The organism is aff. Roholtiella sp. LEGE 12411 (assembly GCF_015206995.1).
Taxonomy (GTDB): domain Bacteria; phylum Cyanobacteriota; class Cyanobacteriia; order Cyanobacteriales; family Nostocaceae; genus Komarekiella.
In genome coordinates, this window is record NZ_JADEXR010000097.1 from 1 (window position 1) to 22,438 (window position 22,438).

Sequence of the window (22,438 nt, forward strand, 5' to 3'; positions counted from 1 at the left end):
GTTGTGAAAAAACCTGTATCAAAGTTTCGCTCCAAAAAACCAAAGCACAGAGGTACTGGACAGCGAGTTGAGGCTCCAAATTTTCACATCATCAATAACGCTTTTAGCCTTAACTGAACCGTATTGCTTTTGACCTTTGACTCTGGACAACCTCTGGCGTTAAAAATATGACACTTGCGTAAGTCCTGATTAATTAGGAATTTGTATTTTTAATCAAGATTTGCTGGTAACTATACCAGACTTAATAAAATTATTTTGCAATAATGAAAATTATTTTATTATTCTCTGTAGAAAAATATATGTATCATTTTCTTGACTCGACAATAGAGATATTACCTAAAAAATTATCCAATCTATTGACATTATCTATCAATCAGATGTATCTTCACAAAAGTGATACTTAGGATTACCTCTCAAAAGTCGCTGATTCAATCAAGAAGGCTTTTACGCCTATAACTTTTGCTCAAAGCGCATTTGCATTGACACCTTGGTGTGTCATATTTTGTGTTTTGTGAAGTTTTTCTTTGCAAGCTATTGAGTTTTTTCTCAATAATTTGGATATATAGTGTCAATTACTTTAACACTTATACATTCCAAATTTGACCTCAAAAGCTTCGTTGATACTGAATAATCAGCGATCGCCCCCAAACTGGGGCAGGTTCTGTTGGAAATTTACTACACCAAGTTTTCAGAAATATTCTCAATGACATCCAATAACAACTTCAACCATTCATCTACCTTATTTCCTGGCAGTACCACCGCAGATTTAGGTATATTCCGCACCGAATCATCACCTCTAGATTTCCGCCTCCCTAACTCCCGCTCCAGTGGCCCGATCTACGGCACGGCGGGTAATGATGTGATTACTGCCACGGTTAAAAGCATCATCTTTGCAGATGAAGGGGTAAACCTGATCACCACTGGGCTGGGTAATGATGTAATTTCTTCTGGTGGTAGCAGTGATTTCATTGATGCGGGTGCTGGGAACAACACCATCTTTGCAGGCGGAGGCAATAACCGCATCGTAACCAGGGCAGGCAACGATATCATCAATGCCGGTGCAGGGAACGATACAATCTACTCTGGCAAGGGTAACGACATAATTTATGCAGGGGCAGGTAACAACGTCATTAATGCAGGTACGGGCAGAGACTCTGTGTACCTTGGCAGCACCGGCAACGACAAGCTGATCCTAGAAGGCGGTGCAGGCTCCGTTACCGTCACTGGCTTTAACATCACATCCGACAAAGTGCGGTTGGGGGAAAGCCTCGTAGGTAAATCTCTCAAGTTTGTCAGCGAGAGTGGCAGCACCTTAGTGTTTACTGGTCGGGATCTACTGGCAACGCTCAAAGGAGTGGCAGCTGGATCGCAGGTTTTGGTGGAGAATGGCCCGCTCTCCCGCTATCAGGCAACAGATTTGGGTTCTCTAAGTACTAACCCTAACGGTGCAGTCAATGCGGCTTCGATTAACGACTTCGGACAAATCGCCGGACGCTTTGAAACAGGCGCAACTTTCACCAATACGAACGCCACCACCGGTGTACTACAACCCAACAACCTCGTGCGTCAAGCCTTCATTTGGGAAAACGGGACATTTACAGCCCTAACGAGCACCGGAGTGAAGAATGGTCAGTCCGATTTTGGTGCAGCAAACGGCGCAACCATCACCTTGCTCACGCCCAATGTGAACACCATCAGCGATCGCGGTATTATCCTGGGAACGGGTGATGAAGTGCGGCAACCGATTCCTAAACCTACCGATCGTGCCCTCCTCTGGGAAAAGGACAGCAACGGCACTTATAGCCTGACAATTAACGACTTTGGCAAGGTAGAAAGTTACTTCTTTGACACCAACGAGAGCAACCTGATCGTCGGTCGCAACATCGATGCACTAGAGTTTGAAAAGCCGCTCTACTGGGAAAAGGGTGTGGTAACAGGCTTGGCAGAACTAGGCGGCGATGGGGGCCAAGCTCGTGGAGTCAACGAAAATGGTCAAATCGTTGGCTATGTGGACAGCGACGGAATGTTGGATGGTGTGGCTAAGAACACCGCCATTCTGTGGAAGAAAGATGCCAATGGTGCGTATAAACTCACCAACCTTGGTACTTTTGGTGCCGAACAAGCCACCCTACGAGACATCAACAACGGTGGTGAGATCATTGGCTCCACTAGTAACGGAACTGGAGCCACTGCCACTAGTAGCCCATTCTTGCTTCAGACAGACGGCAGATTTACCGCGATCGGTAGCTTGGGCGGTAATACTGGTTCGGTCAACGGCATCAACGAATTCGGTCAAGTAGTTGGGGCTTCCCAAATCGCCGCAGGCACAAATCATGCCTACGTTTGGAGTAACGGTGTCCTGACTGACCTGAACAACTTGCTAACCACACCACTGACCTACAACGGATCAGTAGTGACGTTGACCAGTGCCACCAGCATCAACGACTTCGGGCAAATTGTGGCGATTGGAACTTACACCTACGAAGATACCTCGACCCCAACCCCAACTACCAAGACGGGGACTCGCTCCTATGTGCTGAATATCGCTTAGTGGATTGGGGATGGGACATTGATTATTTATTCGTTGAAAGCGACGGGGCGACTATCCCCAGGTGTCTGTAGAGGGATACCCGCCGCATAGGGCGAATGGCATTGGTAGCTTCTTTCCCATTCCCCATGCCTAAAAACTCCATCCCCTTGTGGGTGGAGTTTTTCATCCTGTCCCCTTGTCTACTTAGTTCCCAGTTCTTACTCCCTACTCCTCATCTATGCAAGAGTCGAAATTTCAATTAGAAGGGTCAAAAAGCGTTTCCCCTGAGTTACCCAGACAGCTAGACATCGCTACTGTCAGCGTCTATGGCTTGGCGATTCTCTCTGGGGGCTTGTTCTTGTTTTTGCCCTTGGTCAATTTACTTCACCCCAGTCCGTGGCAGCGATCGCTAGGAACAATCCACAGTTTCAGTGCCGTGCTAACTACAATAGTGGTGGCTTACACAGGACATCTGGCATTTCCCTTACTGCGGGGATCGAGCAAAGTGCTGCCCCAAATGCGAACCTTAACCTTTTGGTCTACCGTGATCACTACCCTTGGTATCTTCACCGGCAATATCGCCTATACCCGTTACCGAGCCAACATTGCCTATGGTGGGGCACGGGCTTGGCTGAAGGCGAACACGCCCCTAGTTCAATACATTTTCATGGAGTTTCACGAATTTAGCTGTCTGTTTACGCTACCGTTGGGGGTCGCCTGTACCTGGATTTTATGGCACTACGGCGACTCGATTTTAGAGAAGCAAAATCGTCCGGTACTGACAGCAACCTGTGTGGCTTTGATGGGGATGATGTTTTTTGCAATGGGAGGTTTGGTATCAGGGTTAGCGATCGCTAAAGTCCACGCCCTCTAGTAGTCCACCACACCAACTTTAATCGGTGAATAAGTTTGTAGTAAGGACTAAAGTCCTTGGCTTGAGCGCTCAAGCACTCACTACGAACCAAGTATTGTTGTCTTGCCAGAGTACTAGTTCAATAATCTTCTCCAGCCCAAACAGTAATAATTTCAATTAATTTAGGAAAATCTATCATGCCAAAACCTCTGGTTCAACCCGTGGGGAGTAAGCCAATTTACACTCGCTTCTGGAACGGGTTCAAGCAGTTTCCCAAAGGACTCCATGCCGGTTCGTCGGCTCCACCCACCGTTTCTGGCCCGGCTGCCGCAGCTCTAATTAGCGGCGGATTGGGAGCCGTTGCGATGATGGCAACTCACCACTTTGCCGAGCTTTCCAAACCAAACAATCAAATTGTGATTCAGATGGGTAGCTGGATTCCAGGCGCGATGAACCCTGACCCGATGTGGGGCAACCTGGAAAACTATGCGGGTAAGGAAATGATGTTTTTTATCGGTTGGTGGGTCAGTTGGGCAGTGCTGCATCAGGTGTTGAAGCATCGGCAGGTGAAGCCCCGTACTTTATTGGTTTGGCTGTTTGGGTTGTTCACGCTGGCAACAGCTATGGCGTGGCATCCGTTGTTCCCTTGGCTGTCGTTGATGTAGGAGTGCTAATTGTGATGCAAAATTCAACTACCAGGATGCACCGATACATCTTGGGCTGGATAGGATTGATGGTTGCCTTTGGAGTGACAGTACCGATCGCTATACTGCGGGTAAGCGCTAACCCAAAGTTTGCCAATCAACCCTTAAACTCCCAAACCTGTGATTCCCACAACCCAGAAACCCGAACAGTTACATATTGGCTCAAGACTTGCAGCCAGATGAGGGTTGCACCGATCGCCCAAAAAGCCGCTCCTGTAGCAAAGCCGATAAAGTAAAGTCTTCTTTTATTTCTTTTATATAGAAGTCCGTAGGCGCAGCCCGTCCTAGACATCGCACTCCTTACTCTTCATCCCGATATAATTCCTGCAAGTCCTGTAACTGAGTCTTGCGGGAAATTCGGCGATATTTTTTACTTTCTAGCTTGGGTTCGTATTGACTTTTTCCCTTGCCTTTGCTTTTTAACTTCATGGTAGATTCAGGATCAGCTTGTTGGTGTAGCTGCGTTTGATGGGCGATCGCTTCTGCCACAAATTCCAAGTAATGTTCATATCGCTCCCAATCTCCACGCACAGCACACTCAGGCTCATCTCGATGCAGACAATCACTGAACCGACAGCTAGCGACTGCTAGACGCTCTCTGGCTTCTGGGAAATAATCTACTAATTCTTCTGGGGTACAATCGAGATCAGGCTGATTAAAGCCAGGAGTATCTGCCAGCAGTCCACCGCTAGGTAGTTCAAATAATTCGATATGGCGAGTGGTATGACGACCACGAGCTAGTTTGCCAGAAACTTCTCCCACTCGCAGATTAGCAGAAGAAATCAGCGTATTGATTAAACTAGATTTACCAACACCAGAAGGCCCGGCAACTACAGTAATTTTATTGCTCAAATAGCTGGCTGCTTGGTCGATATTTATCCCATGTTTAATGCTAATAAATAGCGGTTGATAACCCCAAGCAAGTAGGCGATCGCTTACTTTTTGTTGTTCTTGCTCGGAAATTAAATCACTTTTATTCAAACATAAAAGCACATCCAAATCAGTAGACTCAGCCTTAATCAGAAACCGACTCAGTTGATAAGGTTCTAAAGGTGGATCTGCAACGGCAAATACCAACAGAATTTGGTTAACATTGGCGATCGCCGGACGATCTAATTCGCTTTGGCGGGGTAAGACATCAGCGATCGCTCCCCGTCCTCCAGCCCAATCTGGTTCTTCTACAACTACGCGATCGCCTACCATCACCTGTTGTCCGATTTTTTTCAGGCGGGTTCTGCGAGTACACAGGAGCAGAGGAGGACAAGGGGAGGACAAAGATAATTCTTCTGTGCCTTTGTTGCACTCTCCCACTCCTGCATCCATCTGTACCTGGTAAAAATTAGCCTGCACGGCCAGCACCGTACCCCATAACTGTCCATTTACGGCAATATCTTCCCCTTTCATTGGTTAGTAACTGGACGGCGTACCAACAGAGAAAAATAACTAGTGTAGTCTATGATTTGTTCAACCTGATAGCCTGCCATTGTCAGACTATCAGGAACCTGCTCAATTGGCTCTCCAAGGTCTAGCCAGACTTCTAGCAAACCTCCAGGCTGCATTTTCTCCAGACGTAGTTTTGTCCGCACAAAATTAATTGGGCAAGGAGTGCCGCGCAAATCGAGTTGAGCATCAGGAGTTGAAAGGGAGGAGGGCTTCATCACTTAAATAGATTTCCCAAAAATCCTTCTAGACCGCCTTTACCAGTACGGTCTCCCTTAATTTTAGCCAGCTTCTCTAACAGTTCCCTCTCATCTGGGGTCACTTTGTTGGGAATATCAATTAATACCGTTAGCATGTGGTCGCCCCGACTTACGGGATTTCCTAAGCGAGGTACGCCCCGATTTTCCAACTTCATCACTGTATTTGGCTGAGTTCCAGGAGGAATTATCAGTTCTACTGGCCCATCTACTGTATCTACCTCTAAACGGCAACCTAAAATTGCTTGGAGATAACTAATTTTGATTTCTGAGAGAATATTGATGCCATCTCGTTGGAATTCTTCGTCCTCATTCACGAACAAGTAGACGTACAAATCTCCAGCCGGACCACTCCGTTGACCAGCATCCCCTTCATTAGAAATTCGCAAGCGTGTGCCATTATCCACACCAGCGGGAATGGTAATTTTGAGTTTTTTCGTTACCTGATTTGCGCCCTTACCGTCACACGCTTCACATTTATCTTCAATTACCATCCCTGTTCCATTACAGGTGGGACAAGTTGAGACTTGGGTAAAGCTGCCAAAAGGCGTTCTGGTAACACGACGTACTTGACCAGAACCGCCACAAGTCGAACAAGTGCGGGGGCGCGTTCCAGACTTCGCACCCGAACCGCTACATACTTCACAGTTTTCTAGATGCGAAATGCGAATTTCTTTTTCACCGCCAAATACAGCTTCCCGAAAGTCTAACTTCAGGTCTAGCCGTAGGTCGTCACCCCGGACAGGCCCGCTGCGCCGTCTTTGTTGTGTTGGGCCACCCATCCCGCCAGCAAAGCCGCTAAAGATGCTTTCAAAGATATCGGCAAAGCCACCCATGTCGCCAATATCCTGGAAGCCTACACCAGCAGCACCCGATACACCCTCTGGACCAAAGCGATCATAACGAGCGCGGGTTTCTGATTCTGAGAGTACCTCATAAGCGCGGTTAATTTCTTTAAAGCGCTCTTCCGCTCCCGGTTCTTTGTTCACATCTGGGTGATACTTTCGGGCTAAGCGGCGGTAGGCTTGTTTGAGTTCTTCTTTGTCGGCGTCACGGGAGACACCCAGAATTTCATAATAGTCGCGGGCCATATAGCAAAGGTAAAAGTTAGAAGGAAGAAAGCAGAGAGAGAACTCTGAGCAGCGGCTTTTGCCGTAGACGCCTGTAGGGCGATTTATCGTCAGACATCAGAAGTTCGGTAAGGCATAAGGCGAAAGTTAATTTTTATTAATAATTGATTTTACCTTTTACCTTTTACAAAAATCACCAGCAAATTTTAAGCAACAGATGCTTTCCTCGTAGAAGACGACAAAAGCTACGGAAGTTCAAAGCATAAAAAGATAATGCTCGAATTTATCGCTGCCGAGTCGGCTGTCTCTTTTACAATTGTGCTACGTAGGAGGAGAAAACCCGCCTACCAACCAGAGGAGCTAGCCGCACCATTAGGTGTGGAAAACCCTCCATCTGTATTTGATCGCATCCGAAGTTTCGATAGTCACAAGCCGACAATCAAACTTTTTTGTGTACTGGGATATTGTCTAGCCTACGGCATTCGCTTCTACAATCTAACAAACCACCGGGGTGTTGTGAAACTTCGCTAAATTGATTATCAATAATATTTAGATATATTAAACTCAATTTCACCATTGATAACACCGTGTTTGACATTTGGGAGATGAGGCATGGAGAAATTTCAATGCCCAATACCCAAATGCCAGACTTTAGTCTATCGCCTCGTAATCAGCCTGAGCGGTACTTTCTTCGTCAAAATCAAAGTTGAATTGTGGTATTAGCGTGCCATTCATCGGTTGGTCTAGTTCTGAATTAAGGAGGCTAGCTGAAGCCCCGTCAACGTCATCACTTTGGTTGTTAGCACGATTGTAAACATCGGCACCAATTGCAAACAGAGTTTGTTGGAAATCTTCTAAGCGCTGCTTAAATTCTGCTGTGGAAATGCTGGAATCAATCATAGCAGTTTGAAGTTGTGCAACTTTTTCACTTGCCAAGGCTTTCATCTGCTCGCCGATCAAGCCGCCATTATCCTTGAGAGTGGATTCATAACTAAACAACAGGTTATCACCTTGGTTTTTGAGTTCCACCAATTCTTTACGTCTTTTGTCTTCTTCAGCAAACAATTCAGCTTCTTGCCGCATCCGTTCAACTTCGTTGGTACTCAACCCACCTGTATTGGTAATCCTAATACTTTGCTCTCTACCTGTGCCTTTATCTTGGGCAGAAACCTTGAGAATGCCGTTGACATCGATTTCAAAAGATACTTCGATTTGGGGCACGCCACGGGGAGATGGGGGAATTCCTGCCAATAGAAACTTCCCTAGACTTTTATTATCCCGTGCCATTGCCCGCTCACCTTGAAGAACGTGAATTTCTACCGAGGTTTGCCCATCCACTGCTGTAGAAAAGACTTGTGATTTACTCGTAGGAATTGTAGTGTTACGTTCAATAATTTTAGTGAATACTTCACCCAAAGTTTCAATTCCTAAAGACAAGGGGGTGACATCCAATAGTAAGAGATTATCAACTTCACCACCCAGCACCCCAGCTTGAATAGCAGCTCCCAGTGCTACGGCTTCATCAGGGTTGACAGAACGATCAGGAGCTTTGCCATTGAAAAACTTGATCAGTGCGTTTTGGACTGCGGGAATGCGTGTAGAACCACCTACCAAAATAATCCGATCAATGTCTTGTGGCTTGAGATCTGCGTCTTTGAGCGCTTGGATCATCGGCTCGATAGTAGCTGCAATTAAATTCCCTGCCAACTCCTCAAATTTAGAGCGGCTGAGTTCCATTTCCAGATGCTTTGGCCCACTTTCATCGGCGGTGATAAACGGCAAGTTAATGGAAGTACTCGCCATACTGGAAAGTTCAACTTTTGCTTTTTCAGCGGCTTCTCGCAGACGTTGCAGCGCCATTTTATCTGGGGAAAGGTCGAGATGCTCTTGTTGCTGGAAGCGTTCACTCATCCAGCGGACGATCGCATTATCAAAGTCGTCTCCACCTAAGTGGTTGTTGCCACAAGTAGCCTTAACTTCAAAAACTCCATCCCCAAGTTGGAGGATGGATACGTCGAAGGTACCGCCTCCGAGGTCAAATACTAAAATTAGCTGCTCTTGCTCTTGTTTATCCAACCCGAAAGCTAAAGCAGCTGCGGTTGGTTCATTAATGATTCGCAGAACTTCTAGTCCGGCAATAGTGCCAGCATCTTTAGTTGCCTGTCTTTGGGCATCTGTGAAATAGGCTGGTACGGTGATCACTGCTTGAGTAACAGATTCACCTAAGAAGTTTTCCGCATCCTGTTTAAGCTTCTGGAGGATCATGGCGGATAGTTCTTGTGGTGTGTAGTTTCGTCCGCGAATTTGGACATCAACAGTATCGTCTCGACCTTTGACACAGTTATAGGGTACGCGATCGCGTTCTATTTCTGTGTCTTCCCAACGTCGCCCGATGAATCGCTTGATACTGTAGATTGTGTTTTCGGCATTGGTTACAGCTTGCCGCTTTGCCAGTTGACCGACCAAGCGATCGCCACCTTTGCCAAATCCCACAATACTAGGAGTAGTTCGTCCACCTTCAGAATTGGAAATTACAAGTGGTTGACCACCTTCCAAAACTGCGACGCAACTGTTAGTAGTGCCTAAGTCGATCCCAATAACTTTTCCCATACTTGTCAGTATTTTTACGGAGTTATTCTGTTGTAATGTGTCGCGGACTAACTTTTTTCGCTCCGAACCGAAGGGATAACATTTGTTAGAAATGGAAAAATAGGGATAGAAGACACAGGAGAGTCTTTCGGGTGCGTCACCGCCTCCCAAGCTTGCTGCATCTTCTTCATCCCTGTGATCTTCCTCATCTTCTCAATGCTTCAGTTACGATGCTCGCCCTTGCTATAACCAAGGCACTTATGGTCAGCGAGGCGAGCTACAGCTTAACTGTTGGCTGGACTCGACTGATTTTCTTCCGTAGGAGGTGTATTTTCCTTTGGAGCAGCTACTTTGACCATTGCATGGCGCAGCACGCGATCGCCTAAGAAATATCCGCGCACTAACTCTTCTAACACTGTTCCTTCAGGATGTTCATCCGTAGGTTCCCGCATTACTGCTTCGTGCAGGTTGGGATCGAATTCTTGACCTTCAGGACGCATTGGTGATACACCGAGGCGCTTGAGGCTATCCACTAATTGTTTGTAAACGCCTTGGTAACTTTTGTGAATTGTCATTTCGCCATCGCTTTGCGGTTTGAGGTGCGATCGCGCCCGCTCAAAATTATCGACTACTGGCAGTAATTCAGTAATCGTATTCCGCTTTACCAGCGCCTCTAGGTCTTCTTTTTCTTTGCTTGTGCGTTTACGGTAATTCTCAAAATCTGCGGCAATCCGCATATATTGAGTACTACGCTCTTCCAGTTGTGCTTTGAGGGCCTCAATTTGTTGAGCCAGTCCTGTCAGATCTGCCGTTTCCACTTCTATTTTCTCAGTTGCAGCGACGCCATTTTGTTGATTGAGAGTAGCTGTATCTCCCGGTACATTAGTTTGGGCTGCCACTTGCTCAGTAACCTCGCTGCCAGATTCGTTGGAGTTGATTTGGGCTGGGGAGTCGCTCGTCATTGCTTGCTTTACCTCTATTGGTTCACCCAATTGCTGGCTTGTATAGTTTACCTGTTTATTTTCGTCCATCATTGTCTAATCTTCCCAGATACTTTTTACGGCAGTGTGTCACCACAAATTACAACCATTGCCATTAAAAGCTTGCAATTGAGGCTGATTTTGTTGCCGATATTTTCCTACTCTGATGTCATCGTCTTCTTATTGTGACAAATGATGAACGCATTAGCGTAGACGCCCCTAGGGTGGGAACCCGAAGACTTAGGTAACTTTAGGAGTAAGTCTTTTGAAAGACTGGCGCTGGAAGTGAGTATTGAATTAAATGAGTGTCAATGAGAATTCTATCTCACAGGCTGGGAATACTTTAATCAGAGGTTTCCCGCACTCATTGCTCATTTATGACTTACTCGTCACCACAACGGCGCAGTACCGCTCTAACTACCAGAACAGAGTTTTCGCCCTTCGGCAACAAGCTAGTACAATCTGGCTATATTAATAGCGAACAGATGAGGCAGGCACTAATTGAAAGCCGCAAGTCTGGCAGACCTTTGACGGAAGTACTAGAGTCAATTACTGGGCAACAACTATCACCTGAGTTACTCAGACAATACAAGAAACAACAACTATTTGAACTTAAAATCCTATACGGTGTTGAATTCCTCGATCCGGAAGTCAACCAGGTTGGCAACACAATGGTGGGGAATCTGATTGAAACCCTCATCCCAGTGGATATCTGTCGTCGCCATCGTTTGGTACCACTATCAAAACACGAAGACCAAACCCCGCCCTCAGTTTTAGTGGCAATGGTCGCTCCAGATAATCTAGAGGCTTCCGATGACCTAAACCGCATCTTGCGCCCACAAGGCTTGGCGTTGCAGCGCATGGTGATTACCCAAGAAGACTACCAGCAGCTAATCAACCAATACTTAGATGAACTGGCTGTTCGGCAAAAGCACCTGGAACAACAAAAGTTTACAGACATCAATCAGGATTTAGAAAATCTTGGAAATCTCGACTTAGAAGATGCCCCTGATGATATGGAGGCTGATCTAGGGGCAGCGATGAAGGGTGCGGAGGATGCTCCAGTGATCAACCTTGTGAACAGAATTCTGGCTAAAGCCTTGCATGAGCAGGTTTCTGATATTCACATCGAACCACAGGAAGAAAACTTACGCATTCGCTTTCGTAAAGATGGGGTACTACGTGAAGCTTTTGATCCCCTACCGAAAAAAATCATCCCAGCGGTAACAGCCCGGTTCAAAATCATCTCCAACCTAGATATTGCCGAACGGCGTTTACCTCAAGATGGACGCATCCGACGGATGTTTGAGGGACGTAAGGTGGACTTCCGCGTCAATACTTTGCCCAGTCGCTACGGGGAAAAGGTAGTACTGCGGATTTTAGATAATTCCTCTACTCAACTCGGATTGAATAAGTTAATTAGCGATCCCGAAACTTTGCAGATTGTCCAGGAGATGGTAAGCCGTCCCTTTGGTCTAATTTTGGTTACAGGGCCAACTGGTTCTGGTAAAACAACCTCGCTGTATTCTGCATTATCAGAAAAGAATTCTCCCGGAATTAATATTAGTACTGTGGAAGACCCGATTGAGTATAGTCTTCCAGGGATTACTCAAGTACAGGTGATTCGGGAAAAAGGGTTGGATTTTGCTACCGCGTTAAGGGCTTTCTTGCGGCAAGACCCAGATGTGCTACTTGTAGGGGAAACACGGGACAAGGAAACGGCAAAAACAGCAATTGAGGCTGCTTTGACTGGTCACTTAGTATTAACTACTTTACATACTAATGATGCTCCAGGAGCGATCGCTCGTTTGGGAGAAATGGGTATTGAGCCTTTCATGGTTTCTAGCTCTTTGATTGGCGTTTTGGCTCAACGTTTGGTGCGGCGTGTATGTTCTGATTGTCGCATTCCTTACACTCCTACAAGTGAAGAATTAGCTCGCTATGGTTTATCAGCTTCCCCAGATGTGGGAGTCACCTTTTATAAAGCTAACAGTTTGACATTAGAAGCGATCGCTGAAGCTAAAGCCAAAAATCAGCTTTGCCCAACGTGTAATGGCGCTGGTTATAAAGGACGTTGTGGTGTTTATGAGGTTATGCGAGTTACCGAAAACCTGCAAACCCTCATCAATGAAGATGCACCAACCGAACGCATTAAGGAAGTTGCTGTTGAAGAGGGTATGAAAACCTTGCTGGCTTATAGCCTGGACTTAGTGCAACAAGGTGCTACCACTCTGGAAGAAGTTGATCGGGTAACGTTTACTGATACGGGTTTGGAAGCTGAGTTAAAAGCTAAACGGAAAAGTAGTCTTACATGCCGGACTTGTCATGCTCAATTAAAACCAGAATGGCTAGACTGTCCCTACTGTATGACATCTCGTTTTCAAGATTAGTAATTAGTTATTGGTCATTGGTTAGTAGTTTTAAATAAATGACAAATAACAAATAACAAAAGGTAATAAAACTATGGAAATGATGATTGAAGACCTAATGGAGCAGATGATTGAAATGGGTGGCTCGGATATGCATTTATCCGCTGGTTTGCCTCCCTACTTCCGCATCAGTGGTAAACTCACGCCAGTAGGCGAGGAGGTGTTGACAGCTGATCAGTGTCAAAGGCTGATTTTTAGTATGCTCAACAACACCCAGCGTAAAACTTTGGAACAAACCTGGGAGTTGGATTGTTCTTATGGTGTTAAGGGTTTGGCTCGTTTTCGGGTCAATGTCTATAAAGAGCGTGGTGCTTATGCTGCTTGCTTGCGGGCATTAAGTTCTAAGATTCCTAACTTTGAAAAATTAGGTCTGCCAGATGTTGTGCGAGAAATGTCAGATAAGCCCAGAGGACTCATTCTGGTGACAGGGCCTACAGGTTCTGGAAAGACAACTACTCTAGCGGCAATGATCGACTTGATTAACCGCACTAAGGCAGAGCATATTCTAACGGTTGAAGACCCGATTGAATTTGTTTACGAACCAATCAAAAGTTTAGTTCACCAGCGGCAATTGGGTGAAGATACCAAGAGCTTTGCTAATGCCTTGAAAGCAGCCCTACGGGAAGATCCAGATATTGTTCTGGTGGGGGAAATGCGCGATTTAGAAACGATTTCTTTGGCGATTTCTGCGGCGGAAACAGGACACTTGGTATTTGGTACGCTACACACTAGTTCTGCTGCACAAACTGTTGACCGGATTATCGACGTTTTCCCACATGAAAGACAAACTCAAGTACGGGTGCAGTTGTCTAACTCGCTGGTAGCGGTATTTAGCCAAACCTTAGTGTCAAAGAAAAACCCCAAACCTGGTGAGTATGGTCGAGTGATGGCTCAAGAAATTCTGATCGTTACCCCCGCTATTTCCAACTTGATTCGAGAAGGTAAAACATCTCAAATTTACTCAGCTATCCAAACTGGCGGCAAATTGGGAATGCAAACGCTAGAGAAGGTTTTAGCTGATTTGTACAAAGCCGGAACGATCTCATTTGAAGCAGCGATGTCTAAGACTTCTAAGCCAGATGAAATCCAACGTCTCATCGGTACTGCTACACCACAAGCAGGTGCAAAACCCGGTGCTAATGGAGCTGCTAGAGCACATTAAAGGAATTAGGGAGATCAGGGAGCAGAGGAAGAAAGTAATTAATCACCCTTGACCCTTCCTTGACTTTTGACTTTTGACTATTTTGAATTTTTAAATCCATGCCAACCTATGTTGCCCGTGTTAGGGACTCGCAAGGAAAATCCAGAACAGAAAAATTTGTTGCCGATTCCTTGACACAAGCCCGTACTAATCTCAGAGATCAAGGTTTTGTAGTCCAAGAAATCAAGCAATTTCAAGGCTTTCAGGCAAATTTTGATCTGCAAAGAATCCAGAATTCTTTCGTTAAGGTTTCTGTTAAAGACAAAGCAGTTTTTTCACGTCAGTTTGCTGCATTGACTAATGCGGGAGTTGCGATTGTTAGAAGTCTGGGGGTACTTTCCGAACAGTGTGGTAATACTAAACTTAAACAAGCCCTTATTGACATTAGCAACGATGTTCAAAGCGGAATGAATCTTTCAGAGTCAATGCGAAAGCATCCTGACTGCTTTGATGGATTATATGTGAGTATGATTCAAGCTGGTGAAGTTGGTGGTGTTCTGGATGAAGTATTGAATCGTTTAGCTAAGTTGTTAGAAGATGTTGCTCGTTTACAAAACCAAATTAAATCAGCATTGTCTTATCCAGTAGTCGTGGGCTGTATAGCAGTTGCTATCTTTCTGGGTATGACTATTTTTCTGATTCCCATTTTTGCAAAGATTTTTCTAGAAATTGGAACGGAGTTACCACCTCTAACGCAATTCTTGATGGATTGTAGTCAATTATTGAGAAGTCCGAAGGTTTTCGTGCTTCTCGCTATTCTTATAGGATTGAAAATTGCTTATTCACAGTACTATAAAACTCCTGTTGGTCGCCAAACAATTGATCGCCTTTCCCTCAAGATGCCCTTGTTTGGTGACTTAATTCAAAAATCTTCGGTTGCCCGTTTTAGCCGGACTTTTGGTTCTTTAACTCGTTCAGGTGTGCCAATTTTAACTTGCTTAGAAATTGTCCGAGATACATCAGGAAACCAGGTGGTTGCCAATGCCATAGATGCAGCTCGTGTTGAGATTCAACAAGGAGGCATGATTAGCATTGCTTTGCAAAAAGAGAGTGTTTTTCCAGCTATGGCAATTCAGATGATTAGTATCGGAGAGGAAACTGGAGAATTAGATGCAATGTTGATGAAAGTTGCTGATTTCTATGAAGATGAAGTCGAGCAGGCAGTAAAAGCAATGACCAGTATTTTGGAACCAGTTATGATTGTAGTTCTAGGGGGGATGGTTGGAACCATTTTGTTAGCGATGTATCTGCCTATGTTCAAGGTATTTGAAACCCTGGGCTAGGTAATAAGCAAATAAAGGATGAAGATAGCAAAATCTCATACTTCATACTTCATACTTGATAAAACCATGCCTGTGCAGAAATCTCACTATGAAGCGAGCTTGGCAGAGTATAGCAATCATTTGGCTGCGATCGCTTTACTCAAGCAACACAGACCTTACTTAGAAATGATTCCCAGTCTGCGCCGTCCAGATGAAAGTATTATCACTATCCCCTTGCCAATTGTTCGCCTCCGCAACACCGTAACAACAGCTCCACAGGCAACTTCCTTATCCTGTGATGTGGCAATTTTGATGTGCGATCCCGAATGGAAAATTAAAACTGGAGCAGAAATTTTGCTCTTTATTCATCGTCCTCATGAAGATTTTTCTGACTTGTTAGGACGCTGGCGACAAACCCAAGTTTTTTTGGACAAAGATTATGAGTGGGTAATGCCTTCTCGCCACAGCCACGTTTTGAGTGAAGGAGCTAATACTATATATCCTTTGTTCCTAGTTTTTGCTGAGACATCAGAACGCATCCAAAGAGGTCTTGTAGGAGCAGAATTGCCATTTGTTATTGAAACACCCCAATGGTTAGTTGAGGATAATTCTATAGATACTTTGTCTTTAGAAAATCCACCAGTTTAGAAGAAGAAAAGACTTAACACAGAGGAGTTAGGAGTTGGAAATTTTCCGCAAATTCAAAGATTCTGAAGTTACATATAAGTTCAAGTTTCCAAGTCAAACTCTTAACTCCTAACTCCTAACTATTACCTAACAAACTGGGGCATAATTTCGGCAGCAGTGAATATTCCATAGATGCCGCGCTGGTGCAATTGCTTACCAGCTTTAAGATAACCAAAGGCAGGGCCGCAGACATTGGCTGCCATACTGGTTTCATCTCCGAGAGTAAAGGTATGGGTGGAAATCTTCCCTTCAAAGGTGCGCCCTGTTACCTTAACGTTAGTACTAAGTGGTTTTTTGGGATTGCGAGTATCGACTACACCACCAACAGTAACGCGATCGCGATCGCAAATTCCCGCTACTTCCAGCATTACATCATCGGCGTGTTCCATATTTTCTAAGGTCAACACACCATTAGTTTTATCTAATAATGCCTCTACCTCTGCGTCAGTCATAGCCCTGGCAGTTTCTACTGTGTAACCAGGCATGTGACCAATGTCTTCCCGAACTGTAGCGCGGTAAGCTTCCCAGTTGGCAATTCCCACACCAAAAGTAATTTCTACTTGATGAATTTCCGCGTAGCTTTGTGCGGCTATTGCGGCGGCGGCGGTTAATAGTCCAGGTGTTGCACCACAGCCTGTCATGTAGGTAATTCCGGCTGCTTGCAGTTCCTCTTTCATCGCCAGTAACTGTTCTACAGCAGTGGTGCGCTTAATCGCATCTACTAGCACTCCACGCCAACCAGATTTGATAAACTGCTTAGCTACATTAGGTATAAAGTCATTAGGTAGGTTGGGTAAAGCCAGAAAATAGCCATCTACAGCTTGTGTACTTTCGATTAAATCTTGAATACTGTGATTTGTTAAATTACCAACTGGCTCTAAATAACCCACTGAACCTTGAGACTGGTAAATTGCAATGCATTCTTTAGTATTTAAACCTTCAGCGGCATAAGCATAGCCTTTTTGATCTGCTGCTGCGACTACAATCATTTCCTGTTTGCCAGCAAGTAACTTGGCGGCTGCTTGTCCTAGTCCGCCAAAACCTAGTACTCCCACGCGGATAGCTGGCGAAATGTTTAGAGAACTTTTGGCTTGTTCTGGATTCATAGTCAATTATTTAAGTTGGATCAATAGCATTCAGTTTTCATCATCTCGGCTTGCGGCTGATGATTGATAGCTAAAAGCTGTCGAGGTTAATTATGCTTTATTATCCTGGGTTCTTCCATTCTCAGTGGCATTTTTTTACCGTAAATTGAGGATGCAGATTCCACGGGACATAGTGCAGCGGACGGTAGGCAAATCTTGGTGATGAGTTCAAGGTTGCTTGCTACCCCTGATGACGAAAGTTAGAAATATAAATTTCTGCCTAAATATCCAAGCTAGGTGACTTAGGCAGGTAGACTATGCCTTATTCATTTGGGACAGCCCAATAATGCGATCGCAGACTATTCAGATACGCGTAACTCACTCCATTATGTAGTTTCCGCAAATATGCCAGTAGGTTGATACCTGCGGACAACAGTAAGCCATCAGATTTGAGAATCCTTACCGCTTCTCGCACCCTGATGAAAAGATGAAAAGTTAGCGAGTTTTATTCCACGGTAACTTTTTCTGGCAAGCGTCAATCTGAAAGAATGTTCTGTTTGGGTCAGAGGAATTAACTGCCCCAATTGTGCAAGAAAAAGGTTTGCTAATTGCAATCTGGAAGAAATTTGTTGGCCCGGCATCTGGGTTGCCGTCAGTTGGATCTATGCGTCGAAGCACTGTACCTGTCTGTGGATCAATCTCAGCAATGAAACCCTGTTGTCCGCCGCCAGCTAAATCACCACCACCGACCCAAAGATCGCCTTGTTGATCAAAGACAAGATTGCCAGCGCTTAAGGCTTTGACTACAAACACACCGTCACTGTCAAAGTTGAGTGGTATTTGTGTTTTGATTGCTCGATTAATGTCTGTTCGAGAGAAACGCCGAATCTCTCCTGTCCGCGCCCCATTGGGGTCAAAACCAATTCCGGTATAAATATTACCCTGACGGTCAACCCCCACTCCAGATGAAGCACCAGGAATGTTATCAATGACAGTCCGAACCTTCTTAGTGTTCAGGTCAAGACGTTCAACCGCAGAGCGTGAGAAACTCGCTTCACCTCGATTGATAAATACCTCCAGCGGACGCCGAAAGTCAGCAGCAGCATGAAATGGGATAACTGTTACTGACTTTGCTTGACCGCCAGTCCTTGGGAGAACAAAAATGCTACCGTTAAATGGCTGATTTGGGAATTGAGAACCCCCCGCTCCTGTACCTAAAAGAAAAAAACTTCCACCCAGACCAGTAACGACAAATGCTGGGTCACTACCACCACGAAACTCAGGTGGAAGATTTCCCACTAGGTCAAAGTTTGAACTGTTTTGTTGTGTCTGGATTCTGACTTCAGTACCAGTAAAGACGACTAACCTACCATCAGGGATAAAGTCAAATGCCGTAGAAAAGGAACCAGATTCCGGAGGCGGCAATGTTACATTCTGTGCTTTGGCTTTAGAGGCAGGTAGCAACAGTAGCCATAGAGCTACTGTTGCTAGACTTAGGACTCGGATAAAATTTCGCAGCATCATTTTGATCTTCTATTTGCAAGTATGGTTTATATATTGGGTAGTATTAAGTACTTATGAACTAGACATTATTGGTTGATCTGCCGTTTTTCTTGGGGATTTTGAGCCAAGCTCCCAATCCGATAGCTGCACAAGTGCCGAAAAGAGTTGATGGTTCGGGAATAGGGGTAGTATTGATGACCCCAATAGCTTCCAAGTCAAACCCACCACCACCTGGTGAGGTTGGGAAAGGGTCGAAAATCGGACGACCAAAAGCATCTAGAAAATCACCACGACCTGGAATATCTACAAGTCGAACAAAATTAATCTGATTAAGGTTCAATAATCCATTGGTGACTAACGGATCACTATTTAAACTTTCTAAGTCGAAAGGAGTACCGAAAGAATCACTAATTACCTCACCGGTAATGTCATCAACGAAGGCATTATTGACATGTTTGCCTGGGAGGTTAAAGATGTCTGTTGAATCAACGACTCCAAATGAACTCACTGGGTTTGAGGTTAGAGAAGTGCTAGGGAAACGAGCAAAGTTAATTCCATCGCTAGAAACTTCTACATAAGCCAATTCCGCAAAAGTCCCTCCCGAAAACTCAAAGCCATTTTCAAAGACTGCAAAATCAGCACCAGGCCCATTGCGAATTCTGGAATCGAAGCCTAGAGTAATCTGACCAGGGGATACCAGAGCATCAAGTTGGTCAGGAGTGAGTTCACCCAAAGAAACAACATCATCAAATTGAGCTGTCACCCCACCCAAGGCTTTTGCGGGATTTGAAAAGCTTGCTATTACACCTGGTGCTGGGGAATAATCTTTAACTTCTGTTGCAAAACCTACAAAAATTGGGTTGACAAAGTTATTTGGAGTCACTTTACCTGCTCCATCTGGGCCAACAAATCCCGGAATTCCAGGGTCAAATGGATTAGAAGCATCTAAAGTAGGGCCAGAAAAGGAACCAGCAACAGCAGTTCCTCCTGTAAGTATTACCGTTAGTGTTGCCAGTCCTAGGCTGAATGCTTGTACATTGTAAAAGCTCTGGGTCGTTGATACAATTTTTCGATAAAAGCGGTTCATAAGTAAAAAACTGTACATGTAATGTAATGCTATTAACATGACATACTATTAAAAATAGATTTTTAACTTGACATTATTTATAAAATAAAGATAAAGAATTAATTAGGGGCAATTACTGTATCTATTCCACCCAAAGAATACCCCATCTACAACTGGATGCCCCCAGCGTGCAAAAACTCTCAGTTGCGGTCAAACAACTTGCTTTTAATAACCCTTTGACCTCAGCAACAAAGGTTCTACGTTTTTTTACTGCACATACGAATCTGTCGGTTTACGCCCAGAGCAAATTATGGTGTTACATTTTGAGCCAGCACAAATGGTTGTGCCAAAAGCAATGCCTACGCTTACGCATATACAGATATAGAGTAGAGAGCGATCGCCCATAACCTATTCTTGCAGATGATGAAGGAAAACATAAAACCCGTGTCTTTTCGGCAAGTCTGGGTATGAAGATTGACAATGCTAAGTAATTGCGCCAGATTCTTTTGGAAAGCATATCTTTATTGCTTCACTTGAAAATTCTTATTGTTGTGCCTACAATGTAATCACAATATTTTCCAAAGTAATCTAAATATGGGCGCAGCTATTAGAACTAAAATTGTGAAAATCGGTAATTCTCAAGGTCTTCGTATTCCCAAACCCCTATTAGAGCAAAGTGGTATTCACACAGAGGTTGAAATTGAGGTTTATAGTGATCACCTAATTGTTCGCGCAGCACCAGAATTACGGGTTGGGTGGGACGAAGCTTTTGCAGCAATGGTAGAGCAACATGATGATGTTTTGCTAGATGATGTAAGCGCAACAGACTGGGATCAGGTTGAATGGGAATGGTAGCCAAGCGTTTTGATGTTTTCTTAGTTAATCTCGACCTCACGATTGGTAGTGAAATTCAGAAGACGCGTCCCTGTGTAGTGATTTCGCCAGACGAGATGAACCGCCATATTGCTACCGTGATTGTTGCTCCAATGACTACAAAGGGGCAAGTGTATCCCACACGCATACCTTGTCAGTTTCAAGGCAAAGATGGGCAGATTGTTCTTGATCAAATTCGTACAGTAGATAGAGCTAGATTGGTCAAACAGCTTGGTCAAATTAGTGACCATGAGCAAAGAGCAGTTCTCGATACCTTGGCTGAGATGTTTGCAGAGTAAGTCCTGTTAAAATTTCAGTGCAACTGTAATAAGCTAATCGTCATTCATTTTTCCAGAGTGATTCACTTGTAGCAAGGACTGAAGCCCTGGTTTTATGCAACTTAAATACTTATTAGCTTATCTGGAGGTGATACAAAAGACTCAAATGCTTATTTTTAGGAATTTTGCTGCCTACCTTACAAGCTAAATTATGAACTTGACTAATCGATTAGGTTAAGAGACACTAACTAATACTGACGTGTACGCTCATAAAATTAATAATTTTTGTAAACATTCTGAGATATATATTTTGAGAGATGGAACATTAGTTAACAAATGGCAAGTTTGTATCTAAGTAGAAAAGTTCCTAAGGCTACAATTTTAGCATTTTGCTAGAGCAGTACAGTTCAAGCGTACTATAGTGGTTTGCCAAGAGCATGGAGACATTAGAGTTCATAATCTATCCAGATGGTCGGGTACAAGAGAAAGTCACTGGTATTGTGGGTACTTCTTGCGCTGAGGTTACAGCAGCAATAGAGGCACAGTTGGGGCTAGTACTTAGTCATGAGCCAACCTCCGAATATTTCGCCGCTCAGGTGCAGCAATCTAACTTGGCGAATACGCAAACCACTTACAGCGATTGGTAAGTTTTCACAGTAGTTTAGTGTTATTAATTCACAACCACCATGTCACACTTTAGCCAAATTAAGACTCAAATCCGTAACCTTGATTCTTTGAAAGACGCTCTGACTGAACTGGGCATAGACTGGAAACCAGGCCCACGTGAAGTACGTGGCTATCGCGGTCAAACCCATCCTGCCGAAGTTACTATTGAGCAGGAAAATGGCTATGACATCGGCTTTAGATGGAATGGCAAAGAATATGAATTGGTGGCTGACTTGCAATATTGGCAACAAAATTTATCTGTAGACGGTTTCTTACGCCAGGTAAGCCAGCGCTATGCTTACCAAACAGTTGTGAAAGAAACTACTCGTGTTGGTTTTCAAGTCGCTGAACAACAAAAAAATGAAGATGGTTCGATTCGCCTGGTAGTACAGCGCTGGAGTGCGTAATGGCTGATTTTCTACCGTCGCCGGAAGAACAAGAAGACAACCGTTCCGGTTTAGAACCAGAATTAGGTGGTTTCTTACGGGATGCCCCTGAACGTTCTGGTTTTGAACCAGAATTGGGTGGTATGTTGCGCCAAAAGGGTGTTTATGTTGACGAAATCACCTGTATTGGTTGTAAGCACTGCGCTCATGTTGCGCGTAACACCTTTTACATTGAACCAGATTATGGGCGATCGCGCGTGATTCGCCAAGATGGGGAAGCGGAGGAAATCATCCAAGAGGCAATTGACACTTGTCCAGTTGATTGCATTCACTGGGTTGATTACACTGAACTCAAAAAGTTAGAGGAAGAACGCAAATTTCAGGTAATTCCTGTTGTGGGTTATCCGGTAGAACATGCAGTTGCTGCTAGCGAACGGCGACGTCGGAAGCAAAAGATAAAGACCAAAAAGTCTCGTTAGGGACTTCCAGAAAATAAAATATAGAAATGTCTCCGTATAGGAATCATTATTATTCTCATACGGATAGGGGGTAGGGAAGGGGTCAGCTATCGGCTGACCC

Annotated in this window: 24 protein-coding genes and 1 pseudogene; 15 read left to right on the forward strand and 10 right to left on the reverse strand. The window is 44.6% G+C overall.

All coding sequences use genetic code 11. The features are described 5' to 3' along the window. Positions 1 to 837 precede the first annotated feature (837 nt). On the reverse strand, positions 838 to 1,041 hold the full coding sequence (locus IQ246_RS30515; protein ID WP_244142092.1) for a hypothetical protein: 204 nt from the start codon (positions 1,039 to 1,041) through the stop codon (positions 838 to 840). On the opposite strand from IQ246_RS30515, the pseudogene IQ246_RS31320 reads away from it, so the two are divergent. Beyond that, positions 941 to 1,159 (forward strand): annotated as a pseudogene (locus tag IQ246_RS31320) (calcium-binding protein); the annotation flags it as partial. The gene IQ246_RS30515 and the pseudogene IQ246_RS31320 sit on opposite strands and share 101 nt — an antisense overlap. A gap of 90 nt (positions 1,160 to 1,249) precedes the next feature. Continuing rightward, entirely contained in the window at positions 1,250 to 2,551 is a 1,302-nt protein-coding gene (locus IQ246_RS19560; RefSeq protein ID WP_370588518.1) for a hypothetical protein, read from the forward strand. A 22-nt stretch (positions 2,552 to 2,573) separates the two neighbouring features. Here the strand turns inward: IQ246_RS19560 and IQ246_RS19565 are convergent, their stop codons facing one another. Further along, a complete protein-coding gene (locus IQ246_RS19565; protein WP_194005004.1) occupies positions 2,574 to 2,717 on the reverse strand; it encodes a hypothetical protein in 144 nt (47 codons plus the stop codon). 51 nt (positions 2,718 to 2,768) lie between these two features. On the opposite strand from IQ246_RS19565, the gene IQ246_RS19570 reads away from it, so the two are divergent. The 3 genes from IQ246_RS19570 to IQ246_RS19580 all read left to right on the forward strand — a co-directional run bounded on the left by IQ246_RS19570 (position 2,769) and on the right by IQ246_RS19580 (position 4,323). Next, positions 2,769 to 3,404 (forward strand): hypothetical protein, encoded by a 636-nt coding sequence (locus IQ246_RS19570; RefSeq protein WP_194005005.1) that lies wholly within the window; start codon positions 2,769 to 2,771, stop codon positions 3,402 to 3,404. 176 nt (positions 3,405 to 3,580) lie between these two features. Further along, positions 3,581 to 4,048, forward strand: a complete 468-nt coding sequence (locus tag IQ246_RS19575) for a hypothetical protein (RefSeq protein WP_208492220.1) — start codon at positions 3,581 to 3,583, stop codon at positions 4,046 to 4,048. Next, entirely contained in the window at positions 4,012 to 4,323 is a 312-nt protein-coding gene (locus IQ246_RS19580) for a hypothetical protein (RefSeq protein WP_194005006.1), read from the forward strand. The genes IQ246_RS19575 and IQ246_RS19580 overlap by 37 nt, the downstream gene beginning before the upstream one ends. A 64-nt stretch (positions 4,324 to 4,387) precedes the next feature. On the opposite strand, the gene rsgA is transcribed toward IQ246_RS19580, so the two are convergent. From rsgA to dnaJ, 3 genes are read right to left on the reverse strand one after another with little or no spacing between them, the layout of a single operon-like run. Beyond that, positions 4,388 to 5,491, reverse strand: coding sequence for a small ribosomal subunit biogenesis GTPase RsgA (rsgA, locus tag IQ246_RS19585; protein WP_194005007.1), 1,104 nt, complete (start codon positions 5,489 to 5,491; stop codon positions 4,388 to 4,390). Continuing rightward, complete coding sequence (locus tag IQ246_RS19590) at positions 5,488 to 5,745, reverse strand: sulfurtransferase TusA family protein (RefSeq protein ID WP_194005008.1); 258 nt, start codon at positions 5,743 to 5,745, stop codon at positions 5,488 to 5,490. Before IQ246_RS19590 ends, rsgA begins: the two co-directional genes overlap by 4 nt. Continuing rightward, positions 5,745 to 6,875 (reverse strand): molecular chaperone DnaJ, encoded by a 1,131-nt coding sequence (dnaJ, locus tag IQ246_RS19595; protein WP_194005009.1) that lies wholly within the window; start codon positions 6,873 to 6,875, stop codon positions 5,745 to 5,747. Before dnaJ ends, IQ246_RS19590 begins: the two co-directional genes overlap by 1 nt. Before the next feature lie 252 nt (positions 6,876 to 7,127). Here dnaJ and IQ246_RS19600 point away from each other — a divergent pair, with 252 nt between their 5' ends. Next, the gene (locus IQ246_RS19600) at positions 7,128 to 7,385 is read left to right on the forward strand and encodes a hypothetical protein (RefSeq protein ID WP_194005010.1); all 258 of its coding nucleotides are present in this window, start codon (positions 7,128 to 7,130) and stop codon (positions 7,383 to 7,385) included. Between the two features lie 120 nt (positions 7,386 to 7,505). Here IQ246_RS19600 and dnaK read toward each other — a convergent pair whose 3' ends face one another. Then, on the reverse strand, positions 7,506 to 9,464 hold the full coding sequence (dnaK, locus tag IQ246_RS19605) for a molecular chaperone DnaK (protein WP_194005011.1): 1,959 nt from the start codon (positions 9,462 to 9,464) through the stop codon (positions 7,506 to 7,508). Between the two features lie 263 nt (positions 9,465 to 9,727). Continuing rightward, positions 9,728 to 10,477 carry a nucleotide exchange factor GrpE gene (grpE, locus tag IQ246_RS19610; RefSeq protein ID WP_194005012.1) on the reverse strand — a complete coding sequence of 250 codons (750 nt, stop codon included), beginning with the start codon at positions 10,475 to 10,477 and terminating at the stop codon, positions 9,728 to 9,730. A 323-nt stretch (positions 10,478 to 10,800) separates the two neighbouring features. Here grpE and IQ246_RS19615 point away from each other — a divergent pair, with 323 nt between their 5' ends. The 4 genes from IQ246_RS19615 to IQ246_RS19630 all read left to right on the forward strand — a co-directional run bounded on the left by IQ246_RS19615 (position 10,801) and on the right by IQ246_RS19630 (position 15,963). Next, entirely contained in the window at positions 10,801 to 12,813 is a 2,013-nt protein-coding gene (locus IQ246_RS19615; protein WP_194005013.1) for a GspE/PulE family protein, read from the forward strand. A 73-nt stretch (positions 12,814 to 12,886) separates the two neighbouring features. After that, positions 12,887 to 14,014, forward strand: coding sequence for a type IV pilus twitching motility protein PilT (locus tag IQ246_RS19620; protein ID WP_194005014.1), 1,128 nt, complete (start codon positions 12,887 to 12,889; stop codon positions 14,012 to 14,014). Positions 14,015 to 14,112: 98 nt separating this feature from the next. Then, on the forward strand, positions 14,113 to 15,336 hold the full coding sequence (locus IQ246_RS19625) for a type II secretion system F family protein (RefSeq protein ID WP_194005015.1): 1,224 nt from the start codon (positions 14,113 to 14,115) through the stop codon (positions 15,334 to 15,336). A gap of 66 nt (positions 15,337 to 15,402) precedes the next feature. Then, complete coding sequence (locus IQ246_RS19630; protein ID WP_194005024.1) at positions 15,403 to 15,963, forward strand: hypothetical protein; 561 nt, start codon at positions 15,403 to 15,405, stop codon at positions 15,961 to 15,963. 122 nt (positions 15,964 to 16,085) lie between these two features. Here the strand turns inward: IQ246_RS19630 and IQ246_RS19635 are convergent, their stop codons facing one another. From IQ246_RS19635 to IQ246_RS19645, 3 genes are all read right to left on the reverse strand, one after another. Next, complete coding sequence (locus IQ246_RS19635) at positions 16,086 to 17,108, reverse strand: saccharopine dehydrogenase-like oxidoreductase (RefSeq protein WP_194005016.1); 1,023 nt, start codon at positions 17,106 to 17,108, stop codon at positions 16,086 to 16,088. Between the two features lie 474 nt (positions 17,109 to 17,582). Continuing rightward, complete coding sequence (locus IQ246_RS19640) at positions 17,583 to 18,611, reverse strand: hypothetical protein (RefSeq protein ID WP_194005017.1); 1,029 nt, start codon at positions 18,609 to 18,611, stop codon at positions 17,583 to 17,585. Positions 18,612 to 18,669: 58 nt separating this feature from the next. Beyond that, a complete protein-coding gene (locus IQ246_RS19645; RefSeq protein WP_194005018.1) occupies positions 18,670 to 19,677 on the reverse strand; it encodes a PEP-CTERM sorting domain-containing protein in 1,008 nt (335 codons plus the stop codon). 573 nt (positions 19,678 to 20,250) lie between these two features. Between IQ246_RS19645 and IQ246_RS19650 the strand changes: the two genes are divergently transcribed. The 5 genes from IQ246_RS19650 to IQ246_RS19670 all read left to right on the forward strand — a co-directional run bounded on the left by IQ246_RS19650 (position 20,251) and on the right by IQ246_RS19670 (position 22,338). Continuing rightward, a complete protein-coding gene (locus tag IQ246_RS19650; RefSeq protein ID WP_194005019.1) occupies positions 20,251 to 20,511 on the forward strand; it encodes an AbrB/MazE/SpoVT family DNA-binding domain-containing protein in 261 nt (86 codons plus the stop codon). Continuing rightward, positions 20,505 to 20,828, forward strand: coding sequence for a type II toxin-antitoxin system PemK/MazF family toxin (locus IQ246_RS19655; RefSeq protein WP_208492221.1), 324 nt, complete (start codon positions 20,505 to 20,507; stop codon positions 20,826 to 20,828). Before IQ246_RS19650 ends, IQ246_RS19655 begins: the two co-directional genes overlap by 7 nt. 416 nt (positions 20,829 to 21,244) lie before the next feature. Further along, entirely contained in the window at positions 21,245 to 21,454 is a 210-nt protein-coding gene (locus tag IQ246_RS19660; protein ID WP_194005021.1) for a DUF2997 domain-containing protein, read from the forward strand. 39 nt (positions 21,455 to 21,493) lie between these two features. Continuing rightward, positions 21,494 to 21,880 (forward strand): DUF1257 domain-containing protein, encoded by a 387-nt coding sequence (locus tag IQ246_RS19665; RefSeq protein ID WP_162395403.1) that lies wholly within the window; start codon positions 21,494 to 21,496, stop codon positions 21,878 to 21,880. Continuing rightward, on the forward strand, positions 21,880 to 22,338 hold the full coding sequence (locus IQ246_RS19670) for a ferredoxin (RefSeq protein ID WP_194005022.1): 459 nt from the start codon (positions 21,880 to 21,882) through the stop codon (positions 22,336 to 22,338). The genes IQ246_RS19665 and IQ246_RS19670 overlap by 1 nt, the downstream gene beginning before the upstream one ends. The last annotated feature ends 100 nt before the right edge of the window (positions 22,339 to 22,438 follow it).

Excerpts from the sequence above, each read along its gene's own strand:
- IQ246_RS19640 (WP_194005017.1), bottom strand. The coding sequence starts at position 18,611 with ATGATGCTGCGAAATTTTATCCGAGTCCTAAGTCTAGCAACAGTAGCT.
- IQ246_RS19590 (WP_194005008.1), bottom strand. The coding sequence starts at position 5,745 with ATGAAGCCCTCCTCCCTTTCAACTCCTGATGCTCAACTCGATTTGCGC.
- IQ246_RS19650 (WP_194005019.1), top strand. The coding sequence starts at position 20,251 with ATGGGCGCAGCTATTAGAACTAAAATTGTGAAAATCGGTAATTCTCAA.
- dnaK (WP_194005011.1), bottom strand. The coding sequence starts at position 9,464 with ATGGGAAAAGTTATTGGGATCGACTTAGGCACTACTAACAGTTGCGTC.
- grpE (WP_194005012.1), bottom strand. The coding sequence starts at position 10,477 with ATGATGGACGAAAATAAACAGGTAAACTATACAAGCCAGCAATTGGGT.
- IQ246_RS19600 (WP_194005010.1), top strand. The coding sequence starts at position 7,128 with ATGCTCGAATTTATCGCTGCCGAGTCGGCTGTCTCTTTTACAATTGTG.
- IQ246_RS19665 (WP_162395403.1), top strand. The coding sequence starts at position 21,494 with ATGTCACACTTTAGCCAAATTAAGACTCAAATCCGTAACCTTGATTCT.
- IQ246_RS19615 (WP_194005013.1), top strand. The coding sequence starts at position 10,801 with ATGACTTACTCGTCACCACAACGGCGCAGTACCGCTCTAACTACCAGA.
- IQ246_RS19655 (WP_208492221.1), top strand. The coding sequence starts at position 20,505 with ATGGTAGCCAAGCGTTTTGATGTTTTCTTAGTTAATCTCGACCTCACG.
- IQ246_RS19660 (WP_194005021.1), top strand. The coding sequence starts at position 21,245 with ATGGAGACATTAGAGTTCATAATCTATCCAGATGGTCGGGTACAAGAG.
- IQ246_RS19570 (WP_194005005.1), top strand. The coding sequence starts at position 2,769 with ATGCAAGAGTCGAAATTTCAATTAGAAGGGTCAAAAAGCGTTTCCCCT.
- rsgA (WP_194005007.1), bottom strand. The coding sequence starts at position 5,491 with ATGAAAGGGGAAGATATTGCCGTAAATGGACAGTTATGGGGTACGGTG.
- IQ246_RS19670 (WP_194005022.1), top strand. The coding sequence starts at position 21,880 with ATGGCTGATTTTCTACCGTCGCCGGAAGAACAAGAAGACAACCGTTCC.
- IQ246_RS19630 (WP_194005024.1), top strand. The coding sequence starts at position 15,403 with ATGCCTGTGCAGAAATCTCACTATGAAGCGAGCTTGGCAGAGTATAGC.
- IQ246_RS19625 (WP_194005015.1), top strand. The coding sequence starts at position 14,113 with ATGCCAACCTATGTTGCCCGTGTTAGGGACTCGCAAGGAAAATCCAGA.
- IQ246_RS19575 (WP_208492220.1), top strand. The coding sequence starts at position 3,581 with ATGCCAAAACCTCTGGTTCAACCCGTGGGGAGTAAGCCAATTTACACT.
- IQ246_RS19645 (WP_194005018.1), bottom strand. The coding sequence starts at position 19,677 with ATGAACCGCTTTTATCGAAAAATTGTATCAACGACCCAGAGCTTTTAC.
- IQ246_RS19620 (WP_194005014.1), top strand. The coding sequence starts at position 12,887 with ATGGAAATGATGATTGAAGACCTAATGGAGCAGATGATTGAAATGGGT.
- IQ246_RS19565 (WP_194005004.1), bottom strand. The coding sequence starts at position 2,717 with ATGAAAAACTCCACCCACAAGGGGATGGAGTTTTTAGGCATGGGGAAT.
- IQ246_RS19635 (WP_194005016.1), bottom strand. The coding sequence starts at position 17,108 with ATGAATCCAGAACAAGCCAAAAGTTCTCTAAACATTTCGCCAGCTATC.
- dnaJ (WP_194005009.1), bottom strand. The coding sequence starts at position 6,875 with ATGGCCCGCGACTATTATGAAATTCTGGGTGTCTCCCGTGACGCCGAC.